The sequence below is a fragment of the Archangium violaceum Cb vi76 genome, from assembly GCF_000733295.1.
Classification (GTDB): domain Bacteria; phylum Myxococcota; class Myxococcia; order Myxococcales; family Myxococcaceae; genus Archangium; species Archangium violaceum.
The window spans coordinates 1-20,994 of the sequence record NZ_JPMI01000256.1; the positions used below are offsets into that span (position 1 = coordinate 1).

General features: G+C 69.4%; 18 protein-coding genes. 10 read left to right on the forward strand and 8 right to left on the reverse strand.

All coding sequences use genetic code 11. From position 1 onward, the window contains the following. Nucleotides 1-73 precede the first annotated feature (73 nt). Nucleotides 74-1,144: an SMP-30/gluconolactonase/LRE family protein gene (locus tag Q664_RS35095; RefSeq protein ID WP_043405902.1), complete on the reverse strand. Its 1,071-nt coding sequence runs from the start codon at nucleotides 1,142-1,144 to the stop codon at nucleotides 74-76. Between the two features lie 261 nt (nucleotides 1,145-1,405). Between Q664_RS35095 and Q664_RS35100 the strand changes: the two genes are divergently transcribed. Next, on the forward strand, nucleotides 1,406-2,095 hold the full coding sequence (locus Q664_RS35100) for a siderophore-interacting protein (RefSeq protein WP_235216999.1): 690 nt from the start codon (nucleotides 1,406-1,408) through the stop codon (nucleotides 2,093-2,095). A gap of 156 nt (nucleotides 2,096-2,251) precedes the next feature. Here Q664_RS35100 and Q664_RS35105 read toward each other — a convergent pair whose 3' ends face one another. Further along, complete coding sequence (locus tag Q664_RS35105) at nucleotides 2,252-2,701, reverse strand: DUF2147 domain-containing protein (protein WP_043405907.1); 450 nt, start codon at nucleotides 2,699-2,701, stop codon at nucleotides 2,252-2,254. 339 nt (nucleotides 2,702-3,040) lie between these two features. Between Q664_RS35105 and Q664_RS35110 the strand changes: the two genes are divergently transcribed. Then, nucleotides 3,041-3,409 carry a DUF6184 family natural product biosynthesis lipoprotein gene (locus Q664_RS35110; protein ID WP_043405912.1) on the forward strand — a complete coding sequence of 123 codons (369 nt, stop codon included), beginning with the start codon at nucleotides 3,041-3,043 and terminating at the stop codon, nucleotides 3,407-3,409. A gap of 9 nt (nucleotides 3,410-3,418) precedes the next feature. Here Q664_RS35110 and Q664_RS35115 read toward each other — a convergent pair whose 3' ends face one another. From Q664_RS35115 to Q664_RS35125, 3 genes are all read right to left on the reverse strand, one after another. Then, nucleotides 3,419-3,826, reverse strand: coding sequence for a hypothetical protein (locus Q664_RS35115; protein WP_043405915.1), 408 nt, complete (start codon nucleotides 3,824-3,826; stop codon nucleotides 3,419-3,421). An 8-nt stretch (nucleotides 3,827-3,834) separates the two neighbouring features. Then, on the reverse strand, nucleotides 3,835-5,652 hold the full coding sequence (locus Q664_RS35120; protein ID WP_043405917.1) for a methyl-accepting chemotaxis protein: 1,818 nt from the start codon (nucleotides 5,650-5,652) through the stop codon (nucleotides 3,835-3,837). Nucleotides 5,653-5,804: 152 nt separating this feature from the next. After that, nucleotides 5,805-6,569, reverse strand: coding sequence for a UPF0489 family protein (locus Q664_RS35125; RefSeq protein WP_043405920.1), 765 nt, complete (start codon nucleotides 6,567-6,569; stop codon nucleotides 5,805-5,807). A 118-nt stretch (nucleotides 6,570-6,687) separates the two neighbouring features. Here Q664_RS35125 and Q664_RS35130 point away from each other — a divergent pair, with 118 nt between their 5' ends. After that, entirely contained in the window at nucleotides 6,688-8,901 is a 2,214-nt protein-coding gene (locus tag Q664_RS35130) for a S9 family peptidase (protein ID WP_043405923.1), read from the forward strand. A 98-nt stretch (nucleotides 8,902-8,999) separates the two neighbouring features. Here the strand turns inward: Q664_RS35130 and Q664_RS35135 are convergent, their stop codons facing one another. From Q664_RS35135 to Q664_RS35145, 3 genes are all read right to left on the reverse strand, one after another. Continuing rightward, the gene (locus tag Q664_RS35135; RefSeq protein WP_043405926.1) at nucleotides 9,000-9,203 is read right to left on the reverse strand and encodes a cold-shock protein; all 204 of its coding nucleotides are present in this window, start codon (nucleotides 9,201-9,203) and stop codon (nucleotides 9,000-9,002) included. A gap of 145 nt (nucleotides 9,204-9,348) precedes the next feature. Next, a complete protein-coding gene (gene odhB / locus Q664_RS35140) occupies nucleotides 9,349-10,572 on the reverse strand; it encodes a 2-oxoglutarate dehydrogenase complex dihydrolipoyllysine-residue succinyltransferase (RefSeq protein ID WP_043405929.1) in 1,224 nt (407 codons plus the stop codon). Beyond that, a complete protein-coding gene (locus Q664_RS35145; RefSeq protein WP_043405932.1) occupies nucleotides 10,562-13,447 on the reverse strand; it encodes a 2-oxoglutarate dehydrogenase E1 component in 2,886 nt (961 codons plus the stop codon). The genes odhB and Q664_RS35145 overlap by 11 nt, the downstream gene beginning before the upstream one ends. 251 nt (nucleotides 13,448-13,698) lie before the next feature. Here Q664_RS35145 and fabI point away from each other — a divergent pair, with 251 nt between their 5' ends. The 7 genes from fabI (at nucleotide 13,699) to Q664_RS35180 (ending at nucleotide 20,948) form a co-directional block, all read left to right on the forward strand. Beyond that, complete coding sequence (gene fabI / locus Q664_RS35150) at nucleotides 13,699-14,532, forward strand: enoyl-ACP reductase FabI (protein WP_052519051.1); 834 nt, start codon at nucleotides 13,699-13,701, stop codon at nucleotides 14,530-14,532. Nucleotides 14,533-14,679: 147 nt separating this feature from the next. Next, nucleotides 14,680-15,057 carry a response regulator gene (locus Q664_RS35155; protein WP_043405934.1) on the forward strand — a complete coding sequence of 126 codons (378 nt, stop codon included), beginning with the start codon at nucleotides 14,680-14,682 and terminating at the stop codon, nucleotides 15,055-15,057. A gap of 10 nt (nucleotides 15,058-15,067) precedes the next feature. Then, a complete protein-coding gene (locus tag Q664_RS35160; protein ID WP_043405936.1) occupies nucleotides 15,068-15,934 on the forward strand; it encodes a response regulator in 867 nt (288 codons plus the stop codon). Next, nucleotides 15,931-17,157: a CheR family methyltransferase gene (locus Q664_RS35165; protein WP_043405939.1), complete on the forward strand. Its 1,227-nt coding sequence runs from the start codon at nucleotides 15,931-15,933 to the stop codon at nucleotides 17,155-17,157. The genes Q664_RS35160 and Q664_RS35165 overlap by 4 nt, the downstream gene beginning before the upstream one ends. Next, nucleotides 17,154-17,708 carry a chemotaxis protein CheW gene (locus Q664_RS35170; protein ID WP_043405941.1) on the forward strand — a complete coding sequence of 185 codons (555 nt, stop codon included), beginning with the start codon at nucleotides 17,154-17,156 and terminating at the stop codon, nucleotides 17,706-17,708. The genes Q664_RS35165 and Q664_RS35170 overlap by 4 nt, the downstream gene beginning before the upstream one ends. Next, nucleotides 17,698-19,884 (forward strand): hybrid sensor histidine kinase/response regulator, encoded by a 2,187-nt coding sequence (locus Q664_RS35175; RefSeq protein WP_043405944.1) that lies wholly within the window; start codon nucleotides 17,698-17,700, stop codon nucleotides 19,882-19,884. Before Q664_RS35170 ends, Q664_RS35175 begins: the two co-directional genes overlap by 11 nt. Next, nucleotides 19,881-20,948, forward strand: coding sequence for a chemotaxis protein CheB (locus tag Q664_RS35180; protein ID WP_043405947.1), 1,068 nt, complete (start codon nucleotides 19,881-19,883; stop codon nucleotides 20,946-20,948). The genes Q664_RS35175 and Q664_RS35180 overlap by 4 nt, the downstream gene beginning before the upstream one ends. Nucleotides 20,949-20,994: the final 46 nt, after the last annotated feature.

The following is a 20,994-nucleotide window of genomic DNA, read 5'->3' on the forward strand; positions in this document are numbered from 1 at the left end:
ATATGGCCGCGTTGTCAGCGCTTGTTCTCAGGGGCACTCCTTCACGGACACACCTGAAGGGGCTTGGAGGCGGCTATGACCCGTGCGGCTGCTTCAACTCGCTGAGCGGCATGACCAGGAGCGCGCGAGAGACGAAGGAGCCGATCCAGAGCTCGTCACCGACGACGATGGCGCTCGTACCCGCACTGAAGGTCTCGTTCGCGCCTCGCGCGAAGAGCGTGGTCGCCTGGAAGGAGGTCGGATCGATGCGGGCCACCTCCGTATCGATTCCGCACCCGAGGACGAACCCACACAGGCCCACGATGGCGAGGGCGTTCGGATGCCCTGTCGCGAGAATGGAGCCGTCGGGTGCGAACCGGAGGTTGTCTGGATGGAAGCCGAGGTCGACGGACCGGGGGCTCGTGGTGGTGGCAACGAGGGGGACCTCGTGCACCCTGCTCTTGAAGTACTCGTTCACGTACAGGCGCGTGCCGTCCGGCGACACGAGGATGCCGTTGTCTCCTTGGAAGCGGGTGCCCGGAACCTCGGTCCAACCGTCGCCGGGGAGCCACTGCAACACCGCGCCTCGAGACGAGGAGGGAAGGTGCGGAATGGTGACGACGATGCCCTCGTCCGGGAGGGGCGCGACGGAGTTGGCTTGATGCTTCGCGGGTAGCACGACGCAGCCGGTCCAGGTCAGCGCTGGCCCCTCGGCGGAAACCCGGACGTCGAACACCTCGACTGACTCGCGGCCGCCGTGATTGATGGCGTAGAGCGTGTGCTCATCCGGAGCGCGGGGACGGAGCGCGAGCCCGTGCGCGGAGAGGAGCTTCGGGTCGGGTGCACCGGGGCAGTCGCGGTAGGCCGGTGCGGCCGGGCGCGAGAGATCGGGTGTGATGGCGCGGAAGGTTTCGTCGCTCATCTTGACGGCATACAAGCCGCCCTCGGCCCAGTCGTCGTTGCCCATGTTCCCCGTGATGACCCAGTCACTGTCCCCGAGGCGCATCAGGTCCTCTGGCTTGTTGAGTCCACACACGGCGTGGATGCCGCGGGTGAGCTCGCACTCCCTGCCTGTTCCTCGTCCGGCCGGCCAGAGCTTCCAGTAGAGGGCGGATGCGGCGGTGAACACCAGAAGAGCGAGGAGGCCGAATGCCGCGATGCGCACGCCCCTCCTGGTGAAAAAGGGACGGGGGGTGGCGGGGGCCCGTGTCGCATCCCCGTCAGGTGTCGGCATGTCTGTCACCGGAATCTCCTTCTCGCATGAAGCATAGGAAAGAGGTGGGGCCCGTTGCTTCACGCTTCTTCATTTTTCCGTGACACGAGTTCATTCCCGCTCTGACAGGCCGGTGCGAGGATGGTGTGCGGAAGGGGCAGGTGGCCCCGGGAGTGACACGCAATGGCATCAGGGAAGGCGATTCTCGGAAGCATGCTGGGGCGGTTCCTGTTCCGTAATGCGCAGGTGGCGCGGGTGCGAGACGTCTCGCCTCACTTCCGCTGGGTGGAGTTGGAAGGCGAGGCGCTGCGCGGCGTCTCCTGGAGCGCGGGGGACAAGGTGCAGGTGTACCTTCCGGACATGGGGATGCGGACGTACACGCCCCTGGCGTGGGACGCGGCTCGCGGGGCGACACAGTTGCTCGTCTACCTCCATGGAAACAGCCCTGGCGCGGAGTGGGGCCGCAACGTGCGGGTGGGGGACGGCTGCCAGTTCATGGGGCCGCGCGGCTCCCTGGCGCTCACGTCCCTTCAGGGGCCCGTGGTGTTGTTCGGAGACGAGACGTCCTTCGCCGTGGCCCACACGTTGCGGAACCTGCGGGCCGGCGCGGAGGGCGTCGAGCAGGTATTCGAGGTCTCTTCCCGGGACGAGTCCGAGCCGGTGCTGCGGGAGTTCCACCTGTCGGATAGCGCCTTGGTGGAACGCGCGCCTGGCGACGGACACCTGCCCGCCGTGGCGGAGCGTCTGGGCGACGCGCTGAAGCGGCGGCCGGGCGCGCACCTCGTCATGACGGGCCGGGCGCAGGCCATCCAGGCGCTGCGCGCGCGGCTCAAGACGGACGGCGTGGGCGCGCCGCAGAAGGTGAAGGCGTACTGGTCCGTGGGGAAGCGCGGGCTCGACTGAGGAAGCGCAGGGAGGTGAGGCCGGGGTCTTGCCGAAGCTGGCGCGCACGGCGGGTACTCCCACTCGCGTGACTTCGCCATCTGTCGTGTCCTCCTCGTGGCGGGCGAGCCCCCCGGGAAGCTCCCGGGAGGGCGGCCCTGATGCTTCGGGCTCCAGCTACTCGGCGCGCATCCAGTACTGGGTGCGCCCGATGAGCGCGATGCCGATGAAGCCGCGGACCTTCAGCTTCTTGCCACCGTCCTCCACGGCGATCTTGGCCTTGTAGGTCTTGCCATTGGCCGGGTCGAGGATGGTGCCACCCGTCCACTCATTGCCGTCCTTCTTGAGGTCGCGCAGGATGATCATGCCGATGATGGGCTGGTTCTTCAGCGCCCCCTCGCACTTGTCGCAGAGCGGATTCTGCTCCTCGGTGGGCGCGCGGAAGAGCTTCTCGATCTTCCCGTACACCTTGCCGCCCTCTTCGTAGAGGGTGACGATGGACTTCGGCTTCTTCGTCTCGTCATCAATGGTGGTCCAGCGCCCCAACACGCTCGCCTCCTGGGCGAGGGCGCTCGTGGCGAACAGCACGGTCAGCGTGGCCAGTCCCAACCAACGGGTTGCAGTCATTCGGAGATCCTCGGGCGCTGGGGAGTCACATGCCGCGAGGGGCCGCGCGCCGCGGTAACGTCCCCTCTGCGTTCCGTCCGCACTCGGCGTCCGAGCCTACCCGCAGAGCAGAGGCACCCAAAGTCCTCGTTCTCCTCACGAAACCCGGAGCTCGCCTCGCGGGCGGCCTGGCGGAGGGTGTTGGCCGCGGCCTACAAGTCCGTTGCTCCCTTGTTGTCTCGAGCCTACAACCGCCACGCCGCCGCCTCGTCGTTTCGCGGGGTTGGCGTTGGTCCGCCCCTTGCTCATGGGGCGCACGTCGTCGTGTTCAACCCTCACCTGGTATCGCGAGTCATCCGTATGCGTATTGCTTCCACTCTCTCCCTGCTGTCCCTGATCGCCCTTCTCCCCGCGTGTGGCCCGACTTCCCGCGAGGATGCGCAGCGTGAGGCCACCGGGGCCGCCTGCGACTACTACGCCGGATGCGAGAAGATCGGCTCTGGCGATGGCAAGGAGTTCGAGGACCGGAAGGAGTGCGAGGTGGATATGCGCGACTTCTTCCAGGGCTCGTGGACGGCGAACAACTGCCCCGCCATCAACGAGAAGGGGCTCGACACGTGCCTGGAGCGCATCCGCTCCACCTCGTGCTCGAGCGCGGCGGACTTCCTCAACACCGCGTTCTTCGTGTGTGGCTCGGGCGCGGTCTGCCAGGAGGAGGCCGAGGACTGAGCGCGGCCCTCACGCGGGGCTGAAGGTGCGGCGGTAGTGGGGCCACGCGTCCCACAGGTACAGGCCGAAGGGCACCCACCAGATGAAGTCATTGGTGAGGCAGAGCACCAGCGTCGCCACCGGCCACTCGCCCTGGAGGATGAGGAGCGCGAGCCCGATGGGCCCCAGCACCTTTCCCAGGAGCCCCACCGCCGCCAGCGCGAAGCCGTGCTCGGGCCGCCGCGCCACCTCCGCGTAGAGCAGGCCGTAGACGCCGATGACCATGCCCAGGCAGGCGAAGAGGGCGGGCTGGTTCATCGGCGGCATGCCCGCGAAGCGGAAGAGCCACTGTGGATCCACCGCCGCGTAGAGGCCCCACAGCAGGTTGTACACGGCCGCCAGGGTGAACACCGCGCGGTGCAGGGCTCGCCGCTTCATCTCGTGCCTCAGCGGTTGAGCTGGTAGCGGCGGGCGATCTCCGTCACCTCGCGCGTGACGGCCTGGAGCGTCTCGGTGGCCTGCAGCGTGGTGTCCAGCCGCTTCATCGTCTCGTCCATGCCGGCGGAGATGTGGGCGATGGCGTTGAAGATGTGGGAGATGCCCGTGTTCTGCTGGTTCACCGCGACGGCGATCTGCCGCACGGCCGCGGCGTTCTCCTGGATGATGAAGGACATCTCGCGCAGGTTGTTGCCCGAGGACTTCACCATCTCCAGGCCGCCCTCCACCTGCAGCGCGCCCTGCTCGCTCATGGAGACCACGTCGCGGATGGCGGTGCCGATGTCCAGCAGGCTCTTGCGGATGAGGGCGTTCTCCCGGATGGTTTGATCCGCCAGCTTGCGAATCTCACTGGCCACCACGGCGAAGCCGGCGCCCTGGTCTCCCGCGCGCGCGGCCTCGATGGAGGCGTTGAGCGCCAGCAGGTGGGACTGGTCCGCCAGGTCCTTCACCGTGACGGCGATGTGGGCGATCTGCGTGGCGCTCTCCTGCAGCCGCAGCACCTTGCCGCGGATGCCGTCCACGAAGTCCCGGATGGTGTTGAGGCCCGTGAGGGTCCGCTCCAGCGACTCCTCGCCGTACTGGCCGAGCTGCCCCGCGTGGCCGGCCACGCTCAGCACCGTCTCGGCCTTGTGGGAGGCCAGCTCGGAGGTGGTGCGGATCTCCTCGGAGGTGAGCTGGGCCTGCTGGAGCATGGCGGCCTGCTCGGTCAGGCGCTGGCGCTGCTGGTTGCTCGCGGAGCCCAGGGCCGTGCTCGCCGACAGCAGCATGGTGGCCGAGGCCTGCAGGCGGGTGGGAATCTCCTGCAGCCGCTCGAGCACCGTGACCATGCCCGTGGCGAGGTCTCCCATCTCGTCGGTGGAGGCCCAGCGGGGCGCGAAGGGGGCGCCCTGGGCCAGGGCCTCGATGGCCTCCAGCATGGCCGCCGTCGCGCGCACCTGCCGGCGTGCCAGCATCCAGGCGGCGAGCGTCAGGACGACGAGGACGAACGCCCCCAGCGCCAGCAGCGGCGGGCCCATGGTGGACAGCAGGCTGTCGGTGAAGCCGTGCAACTTCGCGGCGATCAGCTCGCCCTGGGCCTGGGGGATGGACGGATCCTCGAGCACGGCCTTCATCTGCGCATCGCGCAGCTCGAGCGTCTGCAGGATGAACACCAGGGCCGAGAGCACCAGGGTGCTCGTCAGGGTGGCGGCGAACACGTAGGGCAGGAACCAGCGCTGCCTCGGCCAGAAGATTCCCCGGCCGGTGGCTTGCGTGCGCAGGCGGTTGCGCTCCTCGACGATGAGCGGCATCAACATCTGCTCGAGCTTGATGCCCACGGGGAGCGCCAGCACCTGGCCGATGGTGGCGGCCACCAGGAACCCGAGGCCGATCATCAAGGGGTGCTTGCCGGTGCGGAGCACCAGCGGGACGACGTAGACGAGGCCGCCCACGAGAGCGGGGGTCTGGGTGCTCACGAAGGCGAGCTTCCAGGGCAGCATCTGCAGGCGGGCGAGCCGCTCCTGGGGAGGCTCGTCGGGCCGGGTGGGGAGGTTGCTCCGAAGCTGCCAGGCAATGCCCGCCCAGGGAATCAGCAGTGCCGCCACCGCGAAGACGACGGGGAGCACATGCAGCAGGGCCCAGACGTGGTCCTGGGAGGACAGCCCCAACGACAACGCGAGGAGGTAGCCCGCGATGGGCGCGGAGGGCGTGAGCCACGCCAACACGACGAGATGGATCCGTCGGGCGAGCTGCGGAGGAATGACCGTCTGCGGGGGCGAGCCGTTCATGAGGCGGGGCCATTCTCCCAGAGGGAGGGGGGCGGAAGGAGAGGCGCGGGAAGAAATCCCGGCGCCTGCCTGGATGCTTCCCTATCGTCCGGATGGTAATCCGGTGCCACCCGGTACGTCTTCAAATAGAGGAAAACCGGAGAAAAGGAAAACTAGGGGGGCTGGGTGCGCAGCAGCTCGCGGAAGAGCACCTCGGCCACGTCGCGGAAGAGCTCCCCCGAGGCCAGCAGTCCCCCGCAGTGGTGGGGCTCGCGGGCGAGCGTCAGCGCCACGCACTTCTCCAGCACTGCGTTCCAGAATGACTCCGAGTCCGGTGGCAGGAGGTAGTCCCGGATGACACCTCGGGGCCAGGGGAGCACGGTGGTGGGGTCCGCGTCGCTGAGGCTGGTGAAGCAGTCCAGGTCCACGTCCAGCAGGACGCGCCCGGCGGCCTGGAGCACCTCGCGCACCGCGTCGCCCGGGGCAGGGGAGTGGAAGGCCTCGGCGGCCCGGTCCACGGTGGGCACCACCACCAGCCGGTGCGGGCGTCCCCGCGTGTCCACGTACATGTCTCCGGAGAACGTCCCCCGGGGCCGTCCCCGGGCGATGACCAGCGCGTCACCCACCAGCCCCGCTTCCATGGCCGCGAGCACGTGATCGTAGTTGCGCACGTCCAGGGCCCACCGCGCGTGCTCGTCCAGGGCGCGCAGCCCCGCCGAGCGGTCCGGTACCGCCGCGGGCGCCTGGGGCACCACCAGGTCCAGGTGCCGGTCCAGCGTCACCAGCAGCGCCGGCGGCCCGTCCTCGAGCGCGCAGGCCCAGGAGGGGAGCGCGAGCCGGTGCGGGTCGAACACGTACGCGTCCGAGGGCCCCCGCCCGCCGCCGAGTGACAGCCGGATGACGCCCGCCAGACGCAGGTGCTTGTGGGATTCGTCCATCACTGGGAATAACCGTCCATGTGGGGCATTTGGCGGGCCGCGCGCCGCCGGGAGTGTAGGCTGCGCGCGCTTCCTACCTCAAAGGAGGGAACGCCCGCTTCCCGGGCGCCAGCCCCGCATGCGCATCCTGCTCGCAGCCGCGCTCCTTTTGACGAGCGCCCCCGTCGTTGCCCAGCAGCCCCCCGCCAAGACCATGACCGCCGCCCAAGACGCCTTCCTGCGGGACTACTCGGAGACGCGCCGCTTCATGAGCGGGCGTCCCGTCAATCCCCGCATCACCCCCGACGAGAAGACCGTCCTCTTCCTGCGGGGTCAGCCTCGCGCGCCCATCCAGACGCTCTTCGCCTTCGACGTGGCCACCGGCGAGGCGAAGGAGGTGCTCACCCCCGAGGCCATCCTCAAGGGCTCCGAGGAGACGCTCACCCCCGAGGAGAAGGCCCGCCGCGAGCGCATGCGCGTGAGCGCCAGGGGCTTCACCTCGTACCAGTTGTCCGAGGACGGCACGCGGATTCTCGTGCCGCTCTCCGGCAAGCTCTACCTGGTCGAGCGCGCCACCGGGAAGTCCACCGAGCTGAAGACGGGCCCGGGCGTCATCGATCCGCGCTTCTCCGCGGACGGCCAGCAGGTGGCGTACGTGCGGGACAACGACGTGTTCCGCCTCGAGGTGGCCAGCAACAAGGAGCACCGCGTCACCACGGGAGGCAGCCCGGCGAAGACGCACGGCCTGGCCGAGTTCGTCGCCCAGGAGGAGATGAGCCGCTTCTCCGGCTGGTGGTGGAGCCCGGACGCGAAGTTCATCGCCTACACGGAGTCGGACACGGCGGAGGTGGAGAAGCTCTCCATCATCGACGTGATGCACCCGGAGAAGGGCTCGGAGGACTACGCCTACCCGCGGCCGGGCAAGAAGAACGCGAAGGTGCGCCTGGGCATCACCCCCGTCACGGGCGGCAAGACGGTATGGGTGCAGTGGGACGCGGAGAAGTACCCGTACCTGGCCACGGTGGTGTGGCCAAAGAAGGGCTCCCTGACGGTGCTGGTGCAGAACCGCACGCAGACGGAGGAGAAGCTGCTCGCGGTGGACACGGCCAGCGGCAAGACGAAGGAGCTGCTCACCGAGAAGGATGATGCCTGGCTCGAGCTGGAGCAGACCTTCCCGCTGTGGCTCGAGGATGGCAGCGGCTTCCTCTGGTACACCGAGCGCAACGGTGGCCCCGAGGTGGAGCTGCGCAACGCGGATGGAAGCCTCGCGCGCTCGCTGGTGAAGCCGGAGGCGGGCTTCCGCAACCTCGCGCGCTACATCGAGAAGGATCGCACCCTGTACTTCGTGGGCGGCCCCAACCCCACGGAGAGCTACCTGTGGCGCGTGAAGGAGGGTGGCGCTCCGGAGCAGGTGCGCCCCGGCACCACGGGTGAGGCCGTCGAGGGCGGCAGCGTGGCCCGCTCCGGCAACCTGGCCGTCATCACCCACTCGAGCCCCACGTCCATGCCGCGCACCTACGTGGTGCGGGGCGATGGCTCCCGCGTGGGCGAGCTGCCCTCGGTGGCCGTGGAGCCCGGCTTCGTCCCCGTCGTCGAGTACCGCGAGGTGGGCCCGCTGAAGTTCCACTCCTCGCTGGTGCGCCCGCGCAACGCGAAGCCCGGCCAGAAGCTGCCCACCATCGTCGAGGTGTACGCCGGCCCCACCGTCACCGTCGTCCACAAGTCCATGGCCGCGCACCTGCTGTCGCAGTGGATGGCGGACCAGGGCTTCCTCATCGCCCGCTTCGATGGCCGGGGCACCCCGATGCGCGGCTCCAAGTGGCAGCGCGCCGTGCACCTGGACTTCTCCGGTGTGACGCTGGAGGACCAGGCCGCCGCCGTCCAGGCGCTCGCCGCCGTGGTGCCCGAGGTGGACCCGCAGCGCGTGGGAATCGAAGGCTGGAGCTTCGGTGGCTACATGGGCGCGCTCGCCGCCCTCAAGCGTCCGGACGTCTTCAAGGCCGCCGTCGCCGGTGCTCCGGTGGTGGACTGGCTCGACTACGACACCCACTACACCGAGCGCTACCTCGGCCTGCCCCAGCAGCACCCCGAGGCCTACGAGAAGAGCTCGCTGCTCACCTACGCGCGTGACACCAGCAAGCCCATCTCCCCGCTGCTGCTCATCCACGGCACCGCGGACGACAACGTGTACTTCTTCCACACGCTCAAGCTGTCCGACGCGCTCTTCCGCGCCGGCAAGTACCACGAGCTGCTGCCCCTGAGCGGCCTCACGCACATGGTGCCGGATCCCCTCGTCACCCAGCGCCAGCACGAGTGGGTGATGAACCACTTCAAGCGGCACCTGGCGAAGTAGGCGCGGGGGCGCGCCCGCAAAGAGAAAGGCCCGGCTCCTCTTGGGGGACCGGGCCTTTTTCCGAGGCCACTCTTCGGTACGCAGTGGCTCGGGGCGGATTACGCCGGGCGCACGTTCTGCGCCTGCAGGCCCTTGGGGCCCTTGGCCAGCTCGAACTCCACCTTCTGCCCCTCGGCGAGGGTGCGGAACCCGTCCATGTTGATGGCGGTGTGGTGGCAGAACACGTCCTCGCCTCCACCGTCCTGCACGATGAATCCGAAGCCCTTCGCGTCGTTGAACCACTTCACGGTACCAGTTGCCATTGTGCTTCCTTGTCAGGAGCCGACCCGAGGCCAGCTCGTTCTCCCGTCCCCCGTCCGTCGGGTGACAAGTGAAGGCTAGGCGGGCAGCCGCGCGCCTGTCTAGTCGGCTGCCCTGTTTTCCTGCTTGGTGCCGTTTAGCGGGTTTTCAAATTTCCAGCAGCAACCGAGTGGGATCCTCGATGCAGTCCTTGATGCGGACGAGGAACTGCACGGCCTCGCGGCCGTCGATGAGGCGGTGATCGTAGGAGAGGGCCAGGTACATGATGGGCCGGATGACGACCTGGCCGTTGCGGGCCACCGGGCGCTCCACGATGTTGTGCATCCCCAGGATGCCCGTCTGGGGCGGGTTGATGATGGGGGTGGAGAGCATCGAGCCGAAGATGCCTCCGTTGGTGATGGTGAAGGTGCCACCCTGCAGCTCGGCGAGCGTGAGCTTGTCGTTGCGCGCGCGGGTGCCGTAGTCGCCGACCTTCTTCTCCAGCTCGGCCATGGACTGGGTGTCGGCGTCACGCACCACGGGGACGACGAGGCCGCGGCTGCCGCTCACGGCCACGCCGATGTCGTAGTAGTGCTTGAAGACGACGTCGTCGCCGTCGATCTCCGCGTTCACCTGGGGGAAGGCCTTGAGGGCCTCGACGGCGGCGCGGATGAAGAAGCTCATGAAGCCGAGCTTCACGCCGTGGCGGGCCAGGAACTTCTCCTGGTGCTGCTTGCGCAGCTCCATCACCGCGCCCATGTCCACCTCGTTGAAGGTGGTGAGGATGGCGGCGGTGGACTGGGCCTGGACGAGACGCTCGGCGACGCGGCGGCGCAGCGGCGTCATCTTCACGCGCTCCTCGCGGTCGGCGCGCGGGCGCGGGCCGGAGGGGGCGGCCGGAGCCGGGGCGCGCTGGGCGGGAGCCTCGGCGGGGCGGTTGAGCTGGCCGAGCGCGTCCTCCTTGGTGATGCGGCCACCGGTGCCGCTGCCCTTGAGCTGGGCCACGTCGAGCTTGTTCTCCTCGACGATCTTCCGGGCGGTGGGCGTCATGCGGACGTCGGTCCCGGCGGAAGCGGCGGCGACGGGAGCCGCGGCGGCGGGAGCGGGAGCGGCGGCCGGAGCGGCGGCCTGGGGCGCGGGAGCGGAGGCGCCAGCGCCGGCCTCGATGGTGCCCAGCACGTCGCCCACGCGCACCTTGTCACCCTCATTGAAGGCGATGGTGGCGATGGCGCCGGTGGCGGGAGCGGGCACGTCGATGGTGACCTTGTCGGTCTCCAGGACGACGAGGGGCTCGTCAGCGGAGACGGACTCGCCCTTCTTCTTGTTCCACTTCCCGACGACGGCTTCAGTGATGGACTCGCCCAGGGGCGGGACTTTCAGTTCAACGGCCATTCTTGGTTCCTCGGAGGATGGCTTCCTCGACGATGAGCTGCTGCTCCAGGTTGTGCGTCTGGGGGAAGCCGGTGGCGGGGCTGGCGGCTTCCGCGCGCCCGATGTAGCCCACCTTCAGCGGGTTCTGGCCCCGGGCGGAGGCCAGGTCGTGCAGACGGGGGAACATGAAGTGCCAGGCACCCGAGTTCCGGGGCTCTTCCTGCACCCAGAGGAGCTCGGTGAGCTTCGGCATCTTCGCGACGAGGCCTGCCAGCTCGTCGAAGGGGAAGGGGAAGAGCTGCTCCACGCGGACGATGGCGATGGACTCGTCCTTGCGCTCGTCCCGGGCCTTGACCAGGTCGTAGTAGACCTTGCCGGAGCACAGGAGCAGCCGCGTCACGCCGGCCGGGTTCACCTTGTCCAGGATGACTTCCTGGAAGGTGCCGGTGGCCAGCTCCTCCAGCTTGCTCGTCGCCTCGGGGCGGCGTAGCAGGCTCTTGGGCGACATGATGACGAGCGGCTTGCGCAGCGGGCGCAGCACCTGGCGGCGCAGCAGGTGGAAGATCTGCGCGGGCGTGGTGGGGTAGACCACCTGGATGTTGTCCTCGGCGCTCAGGCTCAGGAAGCGCTCCAGACGGGCGCTGGAGTGCTCGGGGCCCTGGCCCTCGTAGCCGTGGGGCAGCAGCAGGGTGAGGCCGCTCAAGCGCCGCCACTTGCTCTCACCGGCCGCGATGAACTGGTCGATGATGATTTGAGCGCCGTTGGCGAAGTCACCGAACTGGGCCTCCCAGATGGTGAGGCCGTCCGGCACGTCGAGGCTGTAGCCGTACTCGAAGCCGAGCACGCCCATCTCGGACAGGGGGCTGTTGAAGACCTCGAAGCGGGCCTTGCCGGTGGGGAACTGGCGCAGGGGGACGAAGTTGTCGCCCGTCTTCACGTCGTGCAGCACGGCGTGGCGGTGGCTGAAGGTGCCGCGCTCGCTGTCCTGGCCGCTGATGCGGATGGCGTAGCCCTCGGAGAGCAGCGTGGCGTAGGCGAGCGACTCACCCTCGCTCCACTGCAGCTCCTCGCTCTGCAGCATGCCCTGGCGCTTCTTGAGCACCGTGCGCTCCACGTCGCGGTGGACGTTGAAGCCCTCGGGCACCTCGGCCAGCTTCTTCAGGGCCGCGCGCAGCGTCTCCTTGTCCACCGCCGTGGTGGTCGGCGGAGCGCTCTTGTGGGCGCCGCCCTTGTACGGCTGCCACAGGCCTTCCAGCGCGTTGGGCTCCTTGAACTGGCTCTCCGCGCGGGCACGGAGCAGGGCCGCGTCGAACTCCTGCATGCAGTGCTGCTTGATGGCCTCGGACTCCTCGGCGGGAATCCGGGCCTGCTGCGCCAGCTGCTGCGCGTAGAGCGTGCGCACGGTCGGGTGCTTGCGGATGATCTCGTACATCGCCGGCTGGGTGAACGAGGGGTCATCACCCTCGTTGTGGCCGTAGCGGCGGTAGCAGACGAGGTCGATGACGACGTCGCTCTTGAAGGTCTGGCGGTACTCGGCGGCCAGCCGGCCCACGTGGACGCACGCCTCGGGGTCGTCGCCGTTCACGTGGAAGACGGGCACGTCCAGCATCTGCGCCAGGGCCGTGGAGTAGATGGAGCTGCGCGAGTCGGACGGGTCGGTGGTGAAGCCCACCTGGTTGTTGATGACGACATGCACGGTGCCGCCCGTCTTGTAGCCCTCGAGCCCCGCCATGTTGAGCGTCTCGGCCACCACGCCCTGGCCGATGAAGGCCGCGTCGCCGTGGATGAGCAGCGGCATCACCTTGGTGCGCTCGGTGTCCCCGCTGCGGTCCTGCTTGGCGCGCACGCGGCCCTCCACCACCGGGTCCACCGCCTCCAGGTGGCTGGGGTTGAAGGCCAGCGACAGGTGGATGCTCTTGCCACCGCGCGTGGCGTGGTCCGAGCTGAAGCCCATGTGGTACTTCACGTCGCCGCGGCCCATGTGCTGCTTGGGGTCCTGCGGGCCCTCGAACTCGCTGAAGATCTGATCCGGCTTCTTGCCCAGGATGTTCGTCAGCACGTTGAGGCGGCCGCGGTGGGCCATGCCGATGACGACCTCCTTGAGGCCCAGGCCGCCGCCCACCTCGAGCATGGCGTCCAGCATGGGCACCAGGGCCTCACCGCCATCCAGCGCGAAGCGCTTGGCGCCGATGAACTTGGTGTGCAGGAAGTTCTCGAAGCCCTCGGCGTAGGACAGCCGGGTGAGGATGTGGCGCTGCTCGTCCACCGAGAAGGCCGTGCGGTTCTCGGTGAACTCCATGCGCTTCATCAACCAGCGCCGCCGAGCGCTGTCGAGCATCTGCATGAACTCGACGCCGATGGCGCCGGTGTACGTGCGGCGCAGCCGGCCCAGCAGCTCCTTGAGCTTCACCCGGGCCTCGGGGAAGACGCTGAAGCTCTCCACCAGCTGCTCCTGCTCGGAGGAGGAGAAGTGCTTGTCGTCCACCATGCCCACGTCCGCCACGTGGTCCAGGCTCGGGCGGGGCCGGCCGAGCGGATCCAACCGGGCGCGCAGGTGGCCGCGCAGGCGGAAGGCCGAGATGGCCTGGTCCACCCGGGCCTGCAGCTTCATGTCCTGCTCGAAGGCGACCGTGGGGGCCGTCTGCGAGGCCAGCGCCACCGCGGCGGCCGCCTTGTTGCCCTTCTCGCCCTTGCCGCCGTCCTTGCCCGGGACCACCGGAGCGGGCGGCTCGATCAGGGTCTTGTTGAAGATGGGCCGGCCGGCGCCGTCGTTGCGCTCGAACAACTCGCGCCAGCTCGGGTCCACGCTGGACGGATCCTCGAGGTAGCGCGCGTAGAGCCCCTCGATGAAGTCGATGTTTCCGCCGGAGAGGTACGAGTCCTGGAAATTCGCCATGGCGTGCTGTCTTTTACTGGAAGGCCGCCCCGTTGGGGGGTTTTCGGCACGATTTGTTGAGCAGCGGTGCCCCGTCTCCCAGTCCTTGCGTTCCGGGGGAGCAGCAGGATTCATGCGCCACGTGAGCGCAACTTCATCCGCCGTTCCCTACCGGGTAGGGTGGGGCCCCCGGGCTTCTTCCTGGCTTACCCGGGCCGCCGGGAGTGATAAACCCCCCGGACTTCCTTCTCTTTAGCCAGAAAGGCCTGTGCATGCTGCTGCAGGGCAAGAAGCTCCTCATCACCGGAGTGCTCACCCCCCAGTCGCTCGCCTACGGCGTGGCCGAGCACGCGCTGGAGCAGGGGGCGGACATCGTCCTCACCGGTTTCGGCCGGGCGAAGTCGCTCACGGAGCGCAGCGCGAAGCGCCTCAAGGCGGGCGTCGACGTGCTGGAACTGGACGTCACCAACCCCGCCCACTTCCCCGCCCTCACCGAGGCGCTGCGCCAGCGCTGGGGCCGGGTGGACGGCGTGCTCCACTCCATCGCCTATGCCCCCGAGGACGCGCTGGGCGGCAACTTCCTCAACACCCCCTGGGAGAGTGTCCAGACCGCGTTCCGGATCTCCGCCTTCTCCCTCAAGGAGCTGTCCGTGGCGGTGATGCCGCTGATGACGGAGGGCGGCTCCATCGTCACCCTGGACTTCGACAACCGGGTGGCCTGGCCCATCTATGACTGGATGGGGGTGTGCAAGGCCGCCCTGGAGGCCACCGTGCGCTACCTCGCCCGGGACCTGGGCCCCAAGAAGATCCGCGTCAACGCCCTGGCCGCCGGCCCGCTGGCCACCGTGGCCGCCAAGGGCATCCCCGGCTTCAAGACCCTGGAGAAGGCCTGGGGCGCCCAGGCCCCCCTGGGTTGGGATGCCCGGACCAGTCACGACATGGTGGCCCGCACCGCCTGTGCCCTCCTCTCGGACTGGCTGCCTTCCACCACGGGCGAAATGGTGCACGTAGACGGTGGCTACCACGCCATTGGAGCCCCTCCGGTGCCGCCCGAGCAGGAGGAGCAAGGGGGTGGTGGGGGCGGTATTCCCCCCTCGGTTGGTTGATCGCTGTACGGCGGGACGGGCTCGCCCGTCCCTCTGGAGTCCGAGATTCTCTCGCCCCCGCTTTTGCAGGAGGGCGAGGTCACGCTACAGTCTCACCGTTTCCTTCAGCCGGGTCCCGATCTTCGGTCCCCCGGCAGGAGCCTGGGTTTGAGCGCCAACATCCTCCTCGTGGATGACAGCCCGACCGTACGCAACATCCTCAAGATCTATCTCATGAACCTGAAGATGGGGTTCGTCGAGGCAGAGGATGCGACGCGGGCATTGCAGCTGCTCCGGCTGGTGCCGGTGAAGCTGGTCATCGCGGACATCAACATGCCTGGTATGGACGGCATCACCTTCGTCAAGCAGGTGCGCCAGAGCCCGTTGGCTCAGGTGCGCGACGTTCCGGTCATCCTGCTGACGGGTGAGCGGGGCGGCGACCTGCGTCAGCGGGGCGTCGAAGCCGGTGCCAATGCCTTCATCAACAAGCCGGTCTCGCATCACGATCTGACAGAGACCGTGCGCAAGTTCCTCGCGCAGAATTGAGAGCCGAGCCGTGAGCCTTCCGTCCCTGCTCCTCGTTGATGACAGTGATGCCATCCTCGCGCTCGAGCGCGCGATCCTCTCGGGCCATTACGCGCTGAACACGGCGAGCAATGGCAAGGAGGCGCTCGAGAAGGTGGCCCGTGTGCAGCCCGCCGCCATCCTGCTGGACCTCTCCATGCCGGAGATGGACGGCGACGAGGTGCTCAAGCGGCTCAAGGCGGATCCCGCCACCGAGCCCATCCCTGTCATCATCATCTCCTCGGAGGTGGCGCGCGCCGAGGCGTGCCTGTCGCTGGGCGCGGAGCTGTTCCTGGCCAAGCCCTTCCGAGCGGACGAGCTGCTGAGCGCGGTGGAGAACGCGCTGGCCAACGCGCGGCGCCGGGCCCGGCAGGGCTCCCTGGCCCTGTTGCGGCTGACGGTGGGGGGCCTGGAGTTCGCCATCCCCCTGGACAACGTGCGTCAGGTCATCCTCCAGCCGTCCACACGCCCGCTGCCGATGGGGCCGGGTTACATCTCCGAGTTCTTCGAGCTGCGCGGCCAGCCCGTGTGCGTGCTGGATCTGGCGCGCCGGCTGGAGGTTCAGCACCGGGAGACGCTCGAGGAGCGCAAGCTGGTCATCCTCGAGATCGACGGCGTGCTGCTGGCGCTGAGCGTGGACACGGTGCAGGACCCCGAGGAGTACCAGTCCTCGGACATCGATCGGCGCGAGCGCGTGGGCGGCGCCGATCATGGTCAGCTGCGCGACACGCTGGTGGGCATGCTGCGGGCGGGTGATCGCCCGGTGCCCATCTTCGATCCGAAGGCCTTCGCCACCCAGGAGTTGTTGCGCGAGGCCGTGGGAGTGCTGCGGCCGGCGGGGGTGGAGCGCAGCGCATGAGCTCGGGGGTGGTGGAGGCTCAGCAGGTGCTCGCGCGGGCGCGAGAGGTCGTCGCGTCGTGCACGGGTTTCCGTGACACGGCCATCTCGCCCACGGCGGTGGACCGTGTCGTGCGCGCGGAGCTGGCGCGGGGGCGCTCTCCGTCGGAGCTGCTGGCGGAGCTGCAGCGTCCCGGCGCGCCGCTGGCGCGGACGCTGCTGGATGCCGTGCTGGTGGGGGAGACGTACTTCTTCCGCCACCCGGAGCAGTTCCGTTTCCTGGCCTATGAGGCCGTGCCCGCCGCGCTGTCCCGGGGCACCCTCACCCTGCGCGGGTGGAGCGCGGGGTGCGCCTCGGGCGAGGAGACGTACTCCATCGCCGCGTGCCTGTTGAACATGGCGCCGCCGGGCGTGCGCGTGGAGGTGCTCGGCTCCGACCTGCACGAGGGCCGCCTGGAAGCGGCGCGCCGGGGCGTGTACGGCAACTGGTCCCGCCGCGAGGCCGGGCCGCTGCTCCATCCCCTCTACCAGGAGCTCGGCGAGGGCCGGGTGAGCATCCTGGACCCGGTGCGCGCCGTGGTCCGCTTCGTCCAGGGCAACCTGCTGGAGCCGTTGCATGAGATGTACGGCCACTTCGACGTCATCTTCTGCCGCAACGTGCTGACGTACTTCTCCCCGGACGCGGTGCAGGTGGCCCTGGGCCACCTGGCCAAGGCGCTCGTCCCGGGTGGCTTCCTGCTGTTGGGCACCGTGGAGGTGGATCATCCGCCCGCGGGGCTGGTGCGCGTGGGCGCTCCGGAGCTGCAGGCCTTCCGCCGCCCGCTGCCCCGGGAGCAGACGACGCCGCCCGCGCCCAGACCCGTTCCCGTGGCCCGCGAGCCCGAGCCCTACAGGGCCGCGGCCTCCCTGCGCGCCACGACGCCGCCGCCTCCTCCCGCGCCCACCGCCGTGGGCCTGCACACCGAGGCGCTCCAGCGCATCGAGAGCGGGGACGAGAGCGGCGCGGCCACCCTTCTGGAGAAACTGTTGCAACAGTTCCGTGACTACCTTCCCGGCATGCTGGAGCTGGCCCTGCTGCGCGAGCGCGCGGGTGCCCGCGAGGCTGCCTTCGCCCTCATGCACACCGTGCGCGACAACGCCGCCCGGCTTCCGCCGGATCTGATCATCGAGGGGCCCGAGCCTCTTCCGGCCCGCTTCTACAGGGCGTCCGCTGACGCCTTCCTCACGTTGGGAGCCATCGAATGACAACCAGCAACCGAGGACCCGAGGCGGCCCAGGATGACGAGGTCCGCATGCTGCTGGACGAGCGTGCCTCGCGCCTGCGCGGCCGCTCCGATGGCAACGCCGACGAGACCGTGCTCATGGTGGCCGAGTTCCCCCTGGGCGAGGAGCGCTACGCCATTCCCCTGGAGTCGCTGCGCGCGGCCCTGCCGCTGCGCCTGGTGACGCCGGTGCCCCTGTCCTCGCCGCACGTCATCGGCGTGTTGCGCTACCAGGGCTCGGTGCTCGCCGCGCTCAGCCTCGCCGCGATGCTGGGCGGCCATGGTTGGCGGCAGGACCCGGCCGTGCATCTCGTGGTGGATCGCGGTGACGGCGAGCTGTGCGCCCTGGACTGCGAGGCCATTCCGCGCCCCCTCAGCATGCCCACCGCGGCGGTGGAGGCGGCGCGCACGCATTCAGAAGGTCCCGTGACCGAGGTCCTCTTGGCCAGCAACAGACAGATCATCCACCTCATCGACCTGCCGCGCCTCTTCGCGCGTGGCACCGGCACCGGGGGGGCTCGCAATGGCGGTTGATCCCATGCTGCAGAGCCTGGTGGCGGGCTTCTCCACCGAGGCGCAGGAAGTCTGTCAGAAGGTCACCCTGGACCTGCTCGACCTGGAGCGGGAGGGCATCGACAACGAGGCGCTGGCCAAGGTGTACACGCGCCTGGCGCGGCACCTGCACACCCTCAAGGGCAGTGCCGCCAGCCTCGGACTGCAGGACCTGAGCGCCATCGCCCACAAGCTGGAGGATGCCCTCGCGCCGCTGCGCAAGGACATCATTCCCATGCCGCGGCCGATGGTGGACATGCTGCTGCACGGGTTGGATCTGTTCCTGCTCCGTGCGCAGGCCCACGCGGAAGGCCGTGGGGACGCGCTGCCGGATCCCACGGCGGCCCTGGCGCAGCTGGTGGCGGATGCGCCGCCCCCGGAGGATGCCGACGAGGCCATGCTGGCGATGGCCATGGCCGCCGGCGCTCCGGTCCATGCCGCGCCCGCCACGCCCGCTCCGGTGCAGGCCGCTCCGTCCCAGCCGGCCGCGGCCCTGTCCGCGGCGGACGACGACTCGGCGGTGGACGCCAGCTGGCGCGTGGCCTCGCACCAGGTGACGGCGCTGATGCGCGAGGTGGAGCGCCTGCGTGAGTTCCGCATGCGCCTGGAGGATCGTCTGCGCGACATCTCCAAGGCGGTGGATCTGCTGACGGCGCGCGAGCTGCTGGCGCCCACGGCCCGCGCCCGCGCGATGCTCTCGGCCGTGACGGCTGGCGTGCGCTCGGACGGCCACGAGGCCACGGACATCGTGGACAGCCTGGAGGAGGGCCTCAAGTCCATCACCACGCGTCCGGTGCGCACCATCCTCGAGCCGCTGCAGCGCATGGTGCGCGACCTGTCGCGCCAGCTGGGCAAGCAGGCCCGGCTCTCGGTGGTGGGCGCCGAGGTGTCGCTGGACCGCCGGCTGCTGGAGAAGCTCAAGGGCGCCATGGTGCACCTGCTGCGCAACGCGGTGGACCACGGCATCGAGATGCCGGACGAGCGCGAGCGCGTGGGCAAGCACCACGAGGGCGCCCTCACCCTGCGCGTGGAGCAGCAGGGCAACATCCTCGTGCTGGAGCTGAGCGACGACGGGCGCGGCATCGACGTGCTGATGGTGCGCGCGTCGGCCGAGCGCAAGGGGCTCATCACCGCGGAGGAGGGCGGGCGGATGCACGAGGCGCAGATCCGCGACCTCATCTTCCGCCCGGGCTTCAGCACCCGCGTGGACGTCACCGACACCTCGGGACGCGGCGTGGGCCTGGACGCGGTACGCTCCGCGGTGGAGGCCATGCAGGGCCGCATCGAGGTGGTGAGCACCAAGGGCTCCGGCACGCGCTTCATGATCACCCTGCCCATGGAACTGGGCAGCTCGCCGGTGCTCACGGTACGGACCATCGACTCGCAGGTGGGCCTGCCCATGCTGGCGGTGGAGTCCACCCAGCTGGCCAGCCCGGAGAATCTGCGCATCGGCCGCATGAAGACGCAGCTGGACTACAACGGCCAGTTGGTGCCGGTGATGGACCTGGGCGCCCGCATGGGCCTGCGCGCCTCGGCGCCCCCGTCCGAGGGCCAGCCGCTCATCATCGTCCAGAGCGGAGGCAAGCGCATGGCGCTCGCGGTGGACGCGGTGGTGGGTGACCGCGACCTCGTCATCCGCCCGCTGCCCGCCGAGGTGCGCGATGTGCCCGCCTACCAGGGCGCGGCCATCCTCAGCCGCGGCGAGCTGCTGCTCATCCTTCGCCCCGGCTGGGTGGTGACTGATTCCACCCCGACGACGGTGGCCATGCCGCAGAGCCGCCGGGCCCTCGTGGTGGACGACTCGCTCACCGCACGCGCCCTGCACCGGGCCATGCTGGAAGCCGGTGGTTTCACCGTGCACCTGGCCGCCAGCGGCGCCCGCGCCATGGAGCGGCTGCAGACGGAGACCTACGACGTGATCATTTGCGATCTCGAGATGGAGGAGATGAACGGGACCGAGCTGATCGCCAAACTGCGCTCGCAGCCGGACACCAAGGAGGTTCCCGTCATCCTCGTCTCCGCCAACGACAGCGGTGCCGCACGTTCGCGAGGGCTGGCGGCGGGCGCCGATGGCTACCTCAGCAAGCGTGAGTGCGCCGCGGGCCGCCTGTTGACCGAGGTGCTGGACGTGATGAGCCGCAGGGGGGCACGCGCATGAGCAAGGAGCCCATTCGCGTATTGGTGGTGGATGATTCTCCCACGATGGCCGACGCCGTCAGCGCGCTGCTGACGGATGATCCGCGCATCGAGGTGGTGGGGCGGGCCAATACGGGCAGCCGGGCGGTGACACTGGCGCGGCTGCTGCGCCCGGACGTCATCACCATGGACCTGTTGATGCCGGACCTGGATGGACCGGCGGCCATCGCGGCCATCATGGCCGAGGCGCCGGCGCGCATCCTGGTGGTGAGCGCCGTGGCGGACCAGCGCAACCTGGACGTGTGCTTCCAGGCGATGAGCGCGGGCGCGCTGGAGCTCATCGGCAAGCCGGCCGTCACCAGTGGCGAGGAGCTGCGCCGCTGGGGCCGGCAGCTGGCCGAGTCGGTGTGCCTCATGGCGGAGGTGCCGGTCATCTCCCGGCGCCTGCGCCCGCCCTCTCCTCCGCCTCCCGTCACCGGGGCGCGCGTGGACATCTTCGGCCTGGCGGCTTCCACCGGTGGTCCTCCCGCGCTGTCGGAGGTGCTCTCGCGCCTGCCGGCGGATCTGCCCGTGCCCATCGTCATCGCCCAGCACATCACCGAGGGCTTCACCCCCGGCATGGTGCGCTGGCTCTCCCAGGTGACGTCCCTCAAGGTCGTCATCGGCAAGGAGGGCGAGCGCCTGGAGGCCGGCCGGGTGTACTTCCCGCTCGACGGGCATGACCTGACGGTGGAGGGCAACGGAGTGGTGCGGCTGACGCGCACGCGTGGCGGACCGTGCCCCTCCGGAGACCTGCTGCTGTCCTCGCTGGCGCGCACCTATGGCAGCCGCGCGGGTGGTGGTGTCCTCACCGGCATGGGCGAGGACGGAGCGCGCGGCCTGCTGGACATCAAGAAGGTCGGCGGCGTCACCTTCGCCCAGGACGAGACCTCGTCCGTCGTTTTCGGCATGCCCCGGGTGGCCATCGAGCTGAGGGCGACGGACCGGGGCGTGCCCCTGTCCGCCATTCCCGACATCATCCGCATGAGCTGCCGCCGCAGCCCCATGCCCAACAGCCGCCCTTCCGGTCCGGAAGGTGTGGCTTGAGTCCCTTTTCGTGCCGGTCCCTCCGTCCGGCCCCGTCCTTCTCCGC